Here is a 14117-nt window from a genome sequence, read left to right on the forward strand (position 1 = left end):
TATATAAAACTTTAGGAAACAAGAATTTCGAGGTGAATGCATAATGAATATGTCTGTAAAAGAGCATCAAATAGATCAAAAAACGAAAATCAGTGTCAGCGGTGAAATTGATGTGTACTCCGCTCCTGAGCTAAGAGAAACGCTCATGCCTAAAGCTGAGGCGGGAGAGCATCTTGAAATCTGTCTAAAGGATGTTACGTATATGGATAGTACAGGTTTAGGTGTATTCGTTGGGCTGTTTAAAGCGGCTCAAAAAGCAGGTGGCACATTAAAGCTTGAGAACTTGTCAGAACGGCTTGTAAGGTTGTTTGAAATCACTGGATTAAAGGACATCATTGACATTTCTGCAAAGTCAGAGGGTGGGGTACAATGAACGAATCAGTAGATCGAATCGAGATGAAAATACCGGCAAAACCAGAATATGTAGGCATCATTCGTTTGACTCTGTCAGGCGTAGCGAGCCGGATGGGATATGTCTATGAAGAAATTGAAGACTTAAAAATAGCCGTCAGTGAAGCCTGTACAAATGCAGTTCAGCATGCCTACAAAGGTGAAGACGGCGAAGATGGAGAGGTGGCTGTTCGCTTTCTTGTCTACGAGGATCGTCTAGAAATCATTGTCGCTGACAAAGGCGGTAGCTTTGACTTTAAGCAAAAACAGGAAGACCTGGGACCGTACACATCTGCTCATACGGTGGATCAATTGGCAGAAGGAGGTCTTGGTTTATACTTAATGCAAACATTGATGGATGAAGTCGAGGTGCAAGCAAACTCCGGAGTTACCGTGGCGATGACAAAGTTTTTAAACAGGGAGCGAGTTGACCATGACACAACCATCCAAAACTATGAAACTAACTAAAGATGAAGTAGACCGCCTCATCCAAAGCTATCAAACCAATCAAGACGAGCAGGCGCAGCTCACGCTGGTCGAATGCTATACAAACTTGGTTGATATGCTGGCGAAAAAATATTCTAAAGGAAAAAGCTTTCATGAGGACCTTAGACAAGTTGGAATGATAGGTTTACTTGGCGCCATTAAACGATACGACCCGCTCGTCGGTAAATCATTTGAAGCCTTTGCCATTCCAACCATCATCGGGGAAATCAAACGCTTTTTACGAGATAAGACATGGAGTGTCCATGTACCAAGGCGGATTAAAGAGCTTGGACCAAGAATCAAAATGGCAGTTGATCATTTGACAACAGAGACACAGAAATCACCTAAAGTCCAAGAAATTGCAGAATACTTAGATGTAACAGAAGAAGAAGTACTTGAAACCATGGAGATGGGCAAAAGCTATCAAGCGCTGTCTGTTGACCAAGGCGTAGAGGCTGATTCTGAAGGAAGTACTGTGACGATTTTAGACGTTGTCGGCTCACAGGAAGAGGGCTACGAACGTGTGAATCAAAAAATGATGCTTGAGAGTGTGCTTCATGTGCTGTCGGATAGAGAAAAAGAGATTATCAATCTGACTTACTTGCAAAATAAGAGTCAGAAAGAGACAGGCGATTTACTTGGCATATCTCAAATGCATGTATCGAGACTTCAGCGGAAGGCAGTGAAAAAACTGCGAGATGCATTATCAGAAGATGCGTCTATGGAGCTAGGGTAATGAAACAGATTGAACAGCATGAGCATGTAAACGCCATTATCTATCAATCGAATAAAGAAGGAAAACCATGCTGCGGGGACAGTTTTTTTATTAAAGCAGATGATGAAGAACTAATTTGTGCTGTAGCAGACGGATTAGGCAGCGGCCAGTACGCCAATGAATCATCTTCTTTAGTCAGCGAAATTGTCGAAGAATATGGACATGAGGATGTGGCGGCCCTCATCGACAGATGCAATCAGGCTATGAAAAATAAACGCGGGGCCACTGTGGCCATATTAAAGGTGAATTTTTCCCAGCAGCAATTTACCTATTGTTCGGTTGGCAATATTCGGTTTATCTTGAATGCACCTTCTGGCGACTATATTTATCCACTTCCGACATCAGGATACTTATCAGGGAAACCTAGAAAATATAAAACATACACCTATTCCTACGAAAAAGGATCGATATTCATTATGTATTCAGACGGACTGAATGTGCCAAACATGCGCATGTTTTTAAAGCATGGACATTCAGTTGAAGACATCGCCAAACAGCTTGAAACATACACACAAGACAAAAAGGACGATCTCACCTATGTACTTGGTCAGCTCACGTAAAATAGCTGACCTTTTTTCTGTTTTGCCGGTTTTTTTGATACACTAAAAGAGAAGACACAGTGAGAGGATGCAAAGTATGAAGACATCTGACTTTTTATTGAAACAAATTGCGACAGAATTAAAGCTTTCAACAAAACAAATTGAAAGTGTGATCAAGCTCTTAGAGGATGGCAACACCGTCCCCTTTATTGCCCGTTATCGGAAAGAGCAGACAGGCTCACTGGGTGAGGTGCAAATTCAAACCATTTCAGAGCGCTATACATATATCCAAAATGTCACGAACCGAAAAGAAGAAGTCATTCGCTTAATTGCTGAACAAGACAAACTAACCGATGAATTAAAACAAAAAATTGAACAAGCTCATAAACTGCAAGAGGTCGAAGATTTATACAGGCCATTCAAACAAAAGCGCAAAACAAAGGCGAATGTAGCCAAAGCAAAAGGGCTGGAGCCACTGGCGGAATATTTACTCACGCTGCCAAGCGATCAGGTCGAGAAGAAGGCAGCTGCTTTTATTAACGAAGAAAAAGAAGTAACAAATGTAGAAGAGGCACTTGAGGGTGCGCAGCACATCATTGCTGAACAGCTCGCAGATGATCCCGATATGCGAAAATGGATTCGCAGTGAAACGTACCAAAAGGGCAGTCTGATCACATCAGGAAAAGACGTCGAAAGCGATGAGAAAAACGTCTATGAAATGTATTACGATTATCAAGAGCCAATCAAAAAGATTGTCCCTCACCGTGTACTAGCGGTCAACCGCGGGGAGAAAGAAGGCATTTTAAAGGCAGCCATCGAACCACCTGCTGAAAATATTCGCTTCTATCTCGACAAACAAGTTCTAAAAGGCAGACAGACAACGGCGAGACCGTTTATTGAAGCGGCAATCGATGATGCGTATAAACGCCTCATTCAGCCTTCCATCGAGCGAGAAATACGAAAAGAGCTGACAGAAAAAGCAGAGGAACAAGCGATTCATATTTTTGCTGAAAACTTAAGAAAACTGCTGCTTCAGCCGCCGATGAAAGGGAAGCGTGTACTTGGAGTCGACCCTGCATTTCGGACAGGCTGTAAATTAGCTGTCGTGGATGATACAGGCAAAGTCCATCATATTGGCGTCATTTACCCGCATCCGCCCGTGCAGAAAAAAGCGGAAGCGAAACAAAAAGTCAAAGAGATCATTCAATCATCAAACATTGAAGTCATTGCGATTGGAAACGGAACAGCCTCAAGAGAGACAGAACAATTCATTGCAGACTTGATTCAAGAGCTGGATCAGCCGGTGTCTTATTTGATCGTGAATGAAGCTGGAGCAAGTGTATACTCCGCATCAGCGCTGGCACGAGAAGAGTTTCCAGATCTGCAAGTCGAAGAACGAAGCGCCATCTCAATCGCTAGAAGATTACAAGATCCTTTAGCAGAGCTCGTGAAAATTGATCCGAAGTCTGTCGGTGTGGGCCAATACCAGCATGACGTGAGTCAAAAGCAATTAAACAGCTCGTTAACCTTCGTTGTTGAGACAGTCGTCAACCAAGTCGGTGTGAACGTCAATACAGCCTCACAGGCGCTGCTGCAATACGTATCAGGCCTTTCAAAAGCCGTCGCAGGGAATATCATCAAGCGCCGCGAAGAGATTGGGAGATTCACAAGCAGAAAAGAATTGAAGGATATTCCAAGGCTCGGTGCTAAGACATATGAGCAGTGTATCGGCTTCCTTCGCATTACAGATGGACAAGACCCGCTTGATCGTACAGGTATTCACCCTGAGAGCTATAAAGAAACAAAACAGTTTTTACGCATGATCAACATGACGCCAGACGATCTTGGCACAGAGCAGTTAAAAGAGAAGATTGCTGAAGTTAAACTGGACGAAGCAGCCCAGCAGCTGGACATTGGGACCATTACACTTCGAGATATCATTGATCAGCTGACAAGACCTGAGCGTGATCCGCGGGATGAAGTGCCAAAACCGCTGCTCAAAACAGATGTGTTGAAATTGGAAGACTTGAAGCAAGGAATGGAGCTGCAAGGAACGGTGAGAAACGTTGTAGACTTCGGCGCATTCGTTGATATAGGAGTAAAGCAGGATGGGCTTGTGCATATTTCTAAGCTAAGCAACCGTTTTGTGAAGCATCCGCTTGATGTTGTATCAGTTGGTGACATTGTGACCGTATGGGTGGACTCCGTTGACCAAGCAAAAGGCCGCGTTGCCCTCACCATGCTGAAACCAGAGTAAACAAAAAAACGAGGCGCACCTTAGGATGGGGTGTGCCTTGATGTGACTGAATGTTTTTTTCTATAGAAGTACCAGCATTGATTCAGCAATTTGATTTGATAATGATTTTTCTCATAAAATGCCTTCTGCATCTGATTTTTCAGCCAGTTGGGCATCGCCCATTCCTCCTTTGGTCGAAACAGTGGATGTACCTTCAATGTATGCATAGGGGAAATTGTCCCGTTCGAGGTTTTTATAGAAAGGAACGATCTGATTGAACGAGAAAGAGCTACAGCAGTTAACAGAGCACATTTCCCAGCAGTTCTTTGGCAAGACATTCCGCCATCAGGCTGTTTTTAATGACCGGTTAAAAACGACAGGCGGGCGATATTTACTTGGTACACACAACATTGAACTAAACCGCCGATACCTAGAGGAGCATGGACGAGAAGAATTAATCGGAATCATCAAGCATGAGCTGTGTCATTATCATCTGCATCTTGAAGGAAAGGGCTATCAGCATCGCGACCGTGATTTTAAAGCGTTATTAAAGCAAGTAGGAGCCCCGCGTTTTTGTACACCGCTAAAGACCGTACAAAATAAGCGCCGTGCGGGGAAACGCCATGAATATATTTGCACAGGATGCGGCCGGTCTTTTATAAGGAAAAGACGGTTTGATACCTCTCGTTATGTATGCGGCGTCTGCAAAGGAAAATTAAAGTGGCTGCGCACAATCAATTCATTGTGATAAGCATTCCTCTACGGGGATGCTTTTTTTGTTCCAATTGATGTGTGGACATATTGAGACAAAAAGAGACGCATGTCTCATTTTGTCTCTTTTTTCATCAGTGTGATTCGGTCAAAACCTAAGTGTTCATGTGTCTTCATGTTGGCACGATTTTTGCTTGTATAGAAGTGCAAGCAAAAAAGGATAGGAGGTTTTACTAAATGGAAATGGCATTGAGTAAAGAAAAAGCCGTATGGATGTATCAAAAGATGCAGGAAATCCGCCAATTTGAAGACCGGGTGCACACGCTTTTTACAAAAGGAATTTTGCCGGGGTTTGTCCATCTTTATGCTGGCGAAGAAGCTGTTGCCGTAGGAGTCTGTGCTCATCTGAATGAAAAAGACAGTATTACAAGTACACACCGGGGCCACGGCCACTGTATAGCGAAAGGCTGTGATCTAAAAGGAATGATGGCAGAAATCTATGGGAAAGCCACAGGTCTCTGTAAAGGCAAAGGCGGATCCATGCACATTGCAGATTTTGATAAAGGAATGCTCGGTGCCAACGGAATTGTTGGAGGCGGCTTTCCTCTTGCGTGCGGGGCAGCCCTCACAGCCAAATATAAAAAGACAGAAAATGTAAGCGTTTGCTTTTTTGGAGATGGTGCAAACAATCAAGGGACTTTCCACGAAGGAATCAATCTCGCGGCCATCTGGAAACTGCCCGTCATTTTCATTGCAGAAAACAATGGATACGGGGAAGCGACACCATTTTCTTATGCTTCAAGCTGCAAATCAATCGTGGATCGAGCGGCCGGTTATGACATTCCTGGGATTCAAGTAGATGGAAAAGATGTGATGGCCGTTTATCAAGCCGCAGAACAAGCAATTGAACGAGCAAAAAATGGAGAAGGTCCAACATTGATTGAATGCATGACATATCGGAATTATGGCCATTTCGAAGGAGACGCCCAGCGTTATAAAACCAATCAAGAAAAAACAGAACACCAAGAAGAGAGAGATGCGATCGCTCTTTTTAAAAATGAATTGATCAAGCAGCAGCTGCTGACGAATGGGGAGCTATCAAAGATTGAAGCGGCTGTAGCAGAAGCGATAGATGAAGCCGTTACATTCAGTGAAGAAAGTGATTATCCAGATCAGACCGAATTATTGACCGACGTGTATGTTTCGTATCAATAAATCAAAGGGGGAGAGGAAAATGACAAGAGAAATCAGCATGTCTAGTGCATTAAATGAAGCGATTAAACTTGCCATGAGAAGAGACGAGGATGTCATTTTAATGGGGGAAGATGTTGCTGGAGGTGCTCATGTCGATCACTTACAGGATGATGAAGCATGGGGCGGTGTGCTTGGTGTAACGAAAGGAATCGTTCAGGAGTTTGGACGTGAGCGAGTTCTTGACACACCGATTAGTGAAGCTGGCTATGTAGGTGCGGCCATGGCAGCAGCTTCCACAGGGTTAAGGCCAATTGCAGAACTCATGTTTAATGATTTTATCGGCACCTGTCTGGATCAAGTGCTGAATCAAGGAGCAAAATTCCGATATATGTTTGGCGGAAAAGCAGAGGTGCCGATCACGATCAGAACGACACATGGGGCGGGTTTTAGAGCAGCTGCTCAGCATTCGCAAAGCTTGTATGCGCTATTTACAAGCATCCCTGGATTGAAAGTAGTGGTGCCTTCTTCACCATACGATGCCAAAGGATTGCTGCTGGCAGCCATCGAGGATCAGGACCCTGTCATCTTTTTTGAAGACAAAACGCTTTACAATATCACAGGAGATGTTCCAGAGCGATACTACACGCTGCCGCTTGGCAAAGCAGATGTGAAAAGAGAAGGCTCAGATGTGACCATTTTTGCAGTAGGCAAACAAGTTCATACAGCACTTGAAGCGGCAGAGCAATTAACTGCACGTGGAATTGAAGCAGAGGTGATTGATCCAAGAAGCTTGTCACCGCTCGATGAAGAGGCCATTCTAACTTCAGTAGAAAAAACAAATCGGCTTGTCATTGTAGATGAAGCAAATCCAAGGTGCGGAATTGCCGCAGATATTTCTTCTCTGGTTGCGGATAAAGGATTCGATTTACTTGACGCTCCAATCAAAAAAGTGACGGCTCCTCATACACCGGTCCCGTTTTCACCACCGCTTGAAGATATCTATTTGCCGACACCTGATAAGGTTGTGAACACCGTATTAGAGATGGTTGGAAAGAGTCATGACAAGATCTTGAACTAAAGAAAGGAGAGAGGGAGATGGCTGTCGAGGTTGTGATGCCGAAATTGGGCATGTCAATGAAAGAAGGAACGGTATCTGTCTGGAATAAAGAGGTCGGTGAAACCGTAAATAAAGGGGAAAGCATTGCAAGCATCAACTCTGAAAAAATTGAAATGGAGATCGAGTCACCTGCAGAAGGAACCATATTGGATATAAAAGTGCCTGAGGGAGAAGGTGTACCGCCTGGCACGGTCATCTGCTATATCGGTGAAGGAAATGAACAGGTCGAGGAAAAGAAAGAAAAAGACCTGCCGCCAAAACAAAAGAAAGAGAGAAAGAAAATCTCCCCTGTGGCACGTAAGATTGCTCAAAGCGCTAATCTGGATATTCATACTTTAGTGGGAACAGGGCCAGATGGGAGAATCACGAAAGCGGATGTGCTTCGGGCACTTCCTGATGAAAAAGAAAAACAACACAATGAACCAACAAAGTATCAGCCAGTCAGCATGATGCGGAAAACCATTGCCTCACGAATGATGGAAAGCCTGCAAACAAGTGCACAATTAACAATAACGATGAAAGCGGATGTGACAAAGCTGACAGCATTACAGTCTGAGTTGAACGAAACAGCCGCAGCACGACACGATATGAAATTAACCCTGACAGATTTTGTAGCCAAAGCAGTGGTTCTTTCCCTGCTAGAGCATCCTGCAATGAACAGTCAATATCAGAATGATAGAGTCGAAACTTTTGAGTATGTTCATCTTGGAATCGCTGCTGCTTTAGATCACGGTCTGGCAGTGCCTGTTATTCGGCATGCGGAAAAGCTTTCACTTATTGAGCTGGCGAAGAGCATCAAATCGTATGGCAAAAAAGCACGTGAAGGCAGACTTCTTCACGATGAAATTGAAGGCTCTACCTTTACAATCACTAACCTAGGCGCCTATGGTGTGGAACATTTTACACCGATTTTAAATCCGCCGGAAGCAGGTATTCTTGGCGTTGGCAAAGCGGATCACATGCCTGTTTATCATGGGAATGAATTATGTAAAGGGACGATCCTGCCACTCAGTCTGACATTTGACCATCGCGTGCTGGACGGAGCGCCGGCATCACAATTTATATCAACTGTTAAAGCCTATTTAGAAAATCCAGTATCCATTCTTTTATAGGAAGAAGGTGAAATGAATGACGCTTGTCATTATAGGAGGCGGGCCAGCAGGATATGTGGCGGCAATAACAGCCGCCCGTTTTGACAGAGAGGTTGTATTAATCGACCAAGGCCTGTTAGGAGGTACCTGCCTGAATGAAGGCTGTATTCCAACGAAAGCACTTTTGCAAAGCGCTGATATGTACGAACATGTGAAATCAGCTGGACATTTTGGAATTGAGCTTTCAGAAAAGGAGCCTGTTATTCATTGGGAGGCCGTTCAAAAGCGGAAACGGTCAGTCGTCAAGCAGTTGACTGATGGCGTTCGTTATTTGATGAATAAAAACAAAATCAGCGTGTTAAATGGGAAAGCATCATTTCTTTCAGCTCATGAGCTATTAATAGAAAGTGAAAGGAAATCTGAAATCATTCAATCCAAACAATTCATTATTGCTACGGGATCAGAACCTGCTGCTTTACCTTTCGCCCCATTTGACAGAGAGTGGATCATTGATAGTAAGGATGCCATGACGCTCCCTTCAATACCAGATTCGCTTTGTATCATTGGTGGAGGGGTGATCGGCTGTGAGTTTGCAAGCATCTTTAGCAGAATGGGATCAAAGGTTGTCATGGTGGAGCAGGCAGCACACATTTTACCTGAAGAAGATCACGATACAGCTAACTGTCTTTACGATCAGCTTCAAAAAGCAGGTGTAGAGATTTTGACATCAGCAGCAGTCAAACAGCTTGATGCAAGCTCAAAAAAAGTGGTCGTTGAGAAGGTTCATGGGGAGCGCTGTGAAATCCAGTCCGATCATTGTTTAGTCGCCATTGGCAGAAAACCGAGGCTGGAAGAGCTGAATCTTGAGCAGATCGGCATTGAATTTGACAGGAACGGCATCTGCGTGAATGAGCATATGCAAACCAATCTCCCGCATATCTATGCGTGCGGTGATGTGACAGGCGGCGTTCAGCTTGCTCATGCTGCTTTTCATGAAGGAACAATTGCGGCATCACATGCATCAGGGGAAGATGTAAAGGTCAATGAACAAGTGATTCCAAGGTGCATCTACACGTCTCCAGAAATCGCTAGTGTCGGTTTAAATGAAGAGAATGCTAGAAAACAATATGGGGAGATTCGGATAGGGACATTCGCATTCTCTGCAAATGGAAAAGCACTAATTTTAAATCAGCCAGCTGGTCAAGTAAAGGTCATTGTCGAACCGCAATATCAAGAAATTTTAGGTGTATCCATCATCGGACCGAATGCCACAGAACTGATTGGACAAGCGGCGGTGATGATGCATACAGAGTTGACAGCTGATACATTAGAGCAGTTTATTGCGGCACATCCGACACTCTCTGAGGCGATACACGAAGCCTTGCTGCAAACAAATGGGCGAGCGGTGCACTGCTGATAGAGAAACCTTCTATCCGAATGACTTCCTGGGTCAGCCAATAATTGAAAGCGCTTTTATAATTATCTATAATGGATAAAAAGCCCCCAGAGGAGAGGATGGAATGAATCCGACGCCTTGTTATTTAAATACTTGGAAACGTTTTGTTCATGAAGGTTTGCTTGATAGGTCTCGTCTGGATAAGAGAGTGATGGAGTCATGGCACAGATGTAAACAGGCAAATGTGAATCCGTATTTAGATAAAGGACAGTCGTTGTTAGAAAAGGAATTATTCAGTGTTCAAAAAAAGAAGTACTCACTCTTTCTAAATGCCGCTCTTCCTTACTTAAATAAAATCAGTCAGCAATTAAAAGAATCTGACATGATGGCTTTACTCATCGATGCAGATGGTTATGTGCTAAGTCTGACTGGAAGCCAAAGGACGCTGGTCGAAGCGAAAAAAATAAATTTTATGGAGGGCGCGCGCTGGACCGAAGCCGATGTGGGGACGAACGCTATTGGAACGGCACTGGTCATTGGGGAAGCTGTAGCGATCAACGGAACTGAGCATTTTTCAGTCGCTTCCCACCATTGGAGTTGTTCAGCGGCCCCTATTCGTGATGCAGACGGCACGATCATAGGAGTCATTGATATCTCCTGTATGGCGGATCAAAGGCATCCTTTTATGCTTGGGATGGCTTCAACAGTTGCATATGCCATAGAGAGAGAAATTCAGGTCCAGCAAAAAAGGAAAGAGATGGAGCTGATCAGTCATTGTCTCCAGCAGGTGGAAGCGGACGAACCGTATGTTATCTGTAATGAGAAAAAGCAGATTGTTTTGGCAAGCAGGCCGATTAGAGACCGATTTTCAGACTGGTACGGAATGGATGTTGAGCTGCTCACGGGTGATACATTTGTTACACGGGACAAGCAGATCATTCAGTCAGAGCAGGACGGAAAAATGCTTGGGATGTCTTTTTCGCTTGAAGAAGCAGCGAAGAGCAATATCACCGTTTCTTTTGCTCAATTTCCCGGGGAATCTGGAACAAGCACGGTATTTCAACAGACGCTCAGCAAAATAAAACGAGCGGCACAAACAGATGCAAATGTCTATATTTGGGGAGAAACAGGTACAGGGAAAGAACTGGCCGCTCGAGCGATTCACTTAGCTAGTGAAAGACATGAAGGACCGTTTATTGCCGTTAATTGTGGAGCCATACCTGAAAGCCTGTTAGAAAGCGAACTATTTGGTTATGCTGAAGGGGCTTTTACAGGGGCAAAACGTCATGGAGCAAAGGGGAAATTTGAACAGGCGCAAAAAGGAACGCTCTTTTTAGACGAAATTGGCGAAATCCCTTATGCGATGCAAGTGGCGCTTCTAAGGGTCATTGAAGAAAGGAAAGTCGTACCGCTCAGCGGGACACACGAAATCCCTTTGGATATTAGAATCATTACAGCGACACACCGGAATATGAACGAACTGCTGAAGGAAGGAAAAATACGTGAAGATTTGTATTACCGTCTTCATGTTTATCCAATCAACATCCCGCCGCTTAGGGAAAGAAAAGAAGACATTGTTGATTTATATCGTTACTACCAAAAGAAACACCAATGGAATGCGACATTTCCTGAATCTTTTTTTCGTAAGCTAGAAGCGTACCATTGGCCTGGAAACATACGAGAGCTTTTTAATCTGTTTGAACATATAAGGGTACTGTTTCCTAGAGGAGGATGGATTGGTGAATCGCAATATGCGGCGGTATTAGAGGCGATGGATCAGAAAAAGCAGAAGCTGCATCTACCAGAGTATACCGAGAATCCAAAAGAACTCACGTTTAGGGAACGCATTCAAAAGCAAACAGTGATAGACGCACTTCACAAAACGAAGGGCCATGTGTCAGAAGCAGCGAGGTCAGCAGGCGTGCCAAGAAGCACCTTTTACAAGTGGATGCGGAAGTATAAGCTGTCATGAACCCATAAAGAGCGCAGCAGCAAGGAGGCCTTGGTCTTTCAATTAGAGGTCGGGGTCTTTCTGTCATGTCTAAACAGAAAACAAAAAGGAAGGAAGAAAGGCTTGACTGTTATATTAGTATATGTTAAATTATAAAAGCCGTCGCTAATGAGACAGGAATGAAACACTTAAAAATTCTTGACACATTTTTCTGGCATAGATATAATGAAACATGTCTTATTATTCCGCAGTAGCTCAGTGGTAGAGCTATCGGCTGTTAACCGATCGGTCGTAGGTTCGAGTCCTACCTGCGGAGCCATAATGGAGAAGTACTCAAGTGGCTGAAGAGGCGCCCCTGCTAAGGGTGTAGGTCGTGTAAGCGGCGCGAGGGTTCAAATCCCTCCTTCTCCGCCATTATTGTATGGCCCGTTGGTCAAGCGGTTAAGACACCGCCCTTTCACGGCGGTAACACGGGTTCGAATCCCGTACGGGTCATGTTTTGTTTTTTGATTCGTTGGGCTATAGCCAAGCGGTAAGGCAACGGACTTTGACTCCGTCATGCGTTGGTTCGAATCCAGCTAGCCCAGCCATTTTTTATATATGTTTTTCTGCATAGCAGATGAGCCATTAGCTCAGTTGGTAGAGCATCTGACTTTTAATCAGAGGGTCGAAGGTTCGAGTCCTTCATGGCTCACCATTGTCACGCGGGTGTGGCGGAATTGGCAGACGCGCTAGACTTAGGATCTAGTGTCTTTATGACGTGGGGGTTCAAGTCCCTTCACCCGCATTGTTTTTTCAAACAGTGCACTTATGAATATATGAGCACATCATACACGCGGTCGTGGCGGAATGGCAGACGCGCTAGGTTGAGGGCCTAGTGGGTGAATAACCCGTGGAGGTTCAAGTCCTCTCGGCCGCATCTAAGAAACCAAAGTTTGTAGACCTTTGGTTTTTTTTGTATCCTCTAAAGTATAGTTACCAGTCATGATGCGGTTGTTGTCCATAAGAACATCATGAATAAATTCTTTTATTCAGCTTCTAGCTTCCTTTCATTTTTTATATTGTTAAATAAAGGTTTCGATGAGATAATTTGATAAAATGGAATTAAGTTGCATAAGGTCAACTTCAAAAAATTTATAAGCTCATGACCAATTCATGATTATCCAGAAAATACAGCAATTTGTGTCAACATAAAAATTGGTTGACTAAATTAGCCTGTCCCTATAAAACTATTCAATATGAAAAAGGAGTTATAGCATGATAAAAAGGTTTTCTCTAGTTTTACTTACTCTAATGATGTCTATAGTTGTTATGCTAGTGGCTGCTCAAAATTCCCCTGGAGATAATGTCATTTCATTTGATCAGCCTCGCATCTTAATAATATCAATTGGAATAGTGGTTTTTTTATTCATTCCTCCGTTGGTGATGTCTTTTTTCAGTAACTTGATTGTGAGAACTATATCTGGTGTATACCAATGTTTTATTGTTCTCTCTTTTCTGGTACTAATTCCAATAGGATTTTTTATTCCAGATGGCTTTTTGACAATTGTTGTTTCTATCGCAGGAACTTTAGTCAGCGTAGCTAGTCTTATAGTAACTTTAATAATAGATAGGAATAAAAATGTTGAATATTAGCTGAAATAGAAATGACATCAATTTTCTAAGAGTACAGTAATGTTTTCGTTATTACCACTTTTAAATAATACTGACAGATGTCTGAAAAATGGAATGACGTTATGAACTTGTTTATTCCTTTCGAGATTGAACGTCCATTTTGTAGAAAAAATTATCTTAAAGTCAGAGAAGAACAAAATTATGTGGGATCGTTGATTTTGTTCTTTTAAATCCTAAATTGCAATTATTTCCGATTCATGTTACAATAAGAATAATTATTTTTGTTCGGCGTAAAGGATAGCATGAAGAAAGACTTTTCGTCTTGAGGATACTTTGGGCAAGGATAGTATAATACATTGTGTGGTATACGCACGAGGAGGCAACAAACATGGAACAAGGTACAGTAAAATGGTTTAACGCAGAAAAAGGTTTTGGATTTATCGAACGTGAAGAAGGCGACGATGTATTCGTACATTTCTCAGCTATCCAAGGTGACGGATTCAAATCTTTAGACGAAGGTCAAAAAGTAACATTTGACGTAGAGCAAGGTTCTCGTGGAGCTCAAGCTGCTAACGTTCAAAAAACTGCTTAATCTTCATCCTTTTAAAACAGGTTCT

At 43.2% G+C, this 14117-nt stretch carries 14 protein-coding genes and 7 tRNA genes; 20 read left to right on the forward strand and 1 reads right to left on the reverse strand.

Going from position 1 to position 14117, the window contains the following annotated elements; all coding sequences use genetic code 11:
• Positions 1–43: 43 nt before the first annotated feature.
• The 5 genes from NSQ34_RS02545 (at position 44) to NSQ34_RS02565 (ending at position 4447) form a co-directional block, all read left to right on the forward strand.
• Positions 44–373 carry an anti-sigma factor antagonist gene (locus NSQ34_RS02545; RefSeq protein WP_024425392.1) on the forward strand — a complete coding sequence of 110 codons (330 nt, stop codon included), beginning with the start codon at positions 44–46 and terminating at the stop codon, positions 371–373.
• Positions 370–858, forward strand: coding sequence for an anti-sigma B factor RsbW (rsbW, locus tag NSQ34_RS02550; protein WP_034283945.1), 489 nt, complete (start codon positions 370–372; stop codon positions 856–858). Before NSQ34_RS02545 ends, rsbW begins: the two co-directional genes overlap by 4 nt.
• Positions 824–1612, forward strand: a complete 789-nt coding sequence (gene sigB, locus NSQ34_RS02555; RefSeq protein WP_024427378.1) for an RNA polymerase sigma factor SigB — start codon at positions 824–826, stop codon at positions 1610–1612. Before rsbW ends, sigB begins: the two co-directional genes overlap by 35 nt.
• Positions 1612–2211 (forward strand): PP2C family serine/threonine-protein phosphatase, encoded by a 600-nt coding sequence (locus tag NSQ34_RS02560; protein WP_176967302.1) that lies wholly within the window; start codon positions 1612–1614, stop codon positions 2209–2211. The genes sigB and NSQ34_RS02560 overlap by 1 nt, the downstream gene beginning before the upstream one ends.
• A gap of 76 nt (positions 2212–2287) precedes the next feature.
• Positions 2288–4447 carry a Tex family protein gene (locus NSQ34_RS02565; protein WP_342501027.1) on the forward strand — a complete coding sequence of 720 codons (2160 nt, stop codon included), beginning with the start codon at positions 2288–2290 and terminating at the stop codon, positions 4445–4447.
• Between the two features lie 20 nt (positions 4448–4467).
• Here NSQ34_RS02565 and cmpA read toward each other — a convergent pair whose 3' ends face one another.
• Positions 4468–4602: a cortex morphogenetic protein CmpA gene (cmpA, locus tag NSQ34_RS02570; protein ID WP_008346893.1), complete on the reverse strand. Its 135-nt coding sequence runs from the start codon at positions 4600–4602 to the stop codon at positions 4468–4470.
• Between the two features lie 98 nt (positions 4603–4700).
• Between cmpA and NSQ34_RS02575 the strand changes: the two genes are divergently transcribed.
• The 15 genes from NSQ34_RS02575 to NSQ34_RS02645 all read left to right on the forward strand — a co-directional run bounded on the left by NSQ34_RS02575 (position 4701) and on the right by NSQ34_RS02645 (position 14092).
• Positions 4701–5174 carry a SprT family protein gene (locus NSQ34_RS02575; RefSeq protein ID WP_342501028.1) on the forward strand — a complete coding sequence of 158 codons (474 nt, stop codon included), beginning with the start codon at positions 4701–4703 and terminating at the stop codon, positions 5172–5174.
• Positions 5175–5374: 200 nt separating this feature from the next.
• On the forward strand, positions 5375–6352 hold the full coding sequence (locus NSQ34_RS02580) for a thiamine pyrophosphate-dependent dehydrogenase E1 component subunit alpha (RefSeq protein ID WP_176967300.1): 978 nt from the start codon (positions 5375–5377) through the stop codon (positions 6350–6352).
• 19 nt (positions 6353–6371) lie between these two features.
• Positions 6372–7409: an alpha-ketoacid dehydrogenase subunit beta gene (locus tag NSQ34_RS02585; protein ID WP_024427383.1), complete on the forward strand. Its 1038-nt coding sequence runs from the start codon at positions 6372–6374 to the stop codon at positions 7407–7409.
• Between the two features lie 17 nt (positions 7410–7426).
• A complete protein-coding gene (locus NSQ34_RS02590; RefSeq protein WP_144496838.1) occupies positions 7427–8560 on the forward strand; it encodes a dihydrolipoamide acetyltransferase family protein in 1134 nt (377 codons plus the stop codon).
• A gap of 16 nt (positions 8561–8576) precedes the next feature.
• Positions 8577–9956, forward strand: coding sequence for a dihydrolipoyl dehydrogenase (gene lpdA, locus NSQ34_RS02595; RefSeq protein ID WP_176967299.1), 1380 nt, complete (start codon positions 8577–8579; stop codon positions 9954–9956).
• Between the two features lie 103 nt (positions 9957–10059).
• Positions 10060–11907: a sigma-54-dependent Fis family transcriptional regulator gene (locus NSQ34_RS02600; RefSeq protein WP_176967298.1), complete on the forward strand. Its 1848-nt coding sequence runs from the start codon at positions 10060–10062 to the stop codon at positions 11905–11907.
• A gap of 223 nt (positions 11908–12130) precedes the next feature.
• Positions 12131–12205 (forward strand) — tRNA-Asn (locus NSQ34_RS02605).
• A gap of 4 nt (positions 12206–12209) precedes the next feature.
• A tRNA-Ser gene (locus tag NSQ34_RS02610) sits at positions 12210–12300 on the forward strand.
• A 9-nt stretch (positions 12301–12309) separates the two neighbouring features.
• Positions 12310–12381: transfer RNA gene (locus tag NSQ34_RS02615), tRNA-Glu, on the forward strand.
• A gap of 20 nt (positions 12382–12401) precedes the next feature.
• Positions 12402–12476: transfer RNA gene (locus NSQ34_RS02620), tRNA-Gln, on the forward strand.
• Positions 12477–12507: 31 nt separating this feature from the next.
• Positions 12508–12583, forward strand: a tRNA-Lys gene (locus NSQ34_RS02625).
• 7 nt (positions 12584–12590) lie between these two features.
• A tRNA-Leu gene (locus tag NSQ34_RS02630) sits at positions 12591–12673 on the forward strand.
• A 48-nt stretch (positions 12674–12721) separates the two neighbouring features.
• A tRNA-Leu gene (locus NSQ34_RS02635) sits at positions 12722–12805 on the forward strand.
• Positions 12806–13143: 338 nt separating this feature from the next.
• Positions 13144–13521, forward strand: a complete 378-nt coding sequence (locus NSQ34_RS02640) for a hypothetical protein (protein ID WP_034284113.1) — start codon at positions 13144–13146, stop codon at positions 13519–13521.
• Between the two features lie 367 nt (positions 13522–13888).
• Complete coding sequence (locus NSQ34_RS02645; protein ID WP_003214229.1) at positions 13889–14092, forward strand: cold-shock protein; 204 nt, start codon at positions 13889–13891, stop codon at positions 14090–14092.
• Positions 14093–14117: the final 25 nt, after the last annotated feature.

The organism is Bacillus sp. FSL P2-0069 (genome assembly GCF_038593315.1).
Classification (GTDB): domain Bacteria; phylum Bacillota; class Bacilli; order Bacillales; family Bacillaceae; genus Bacillus; species Bacillus safensis.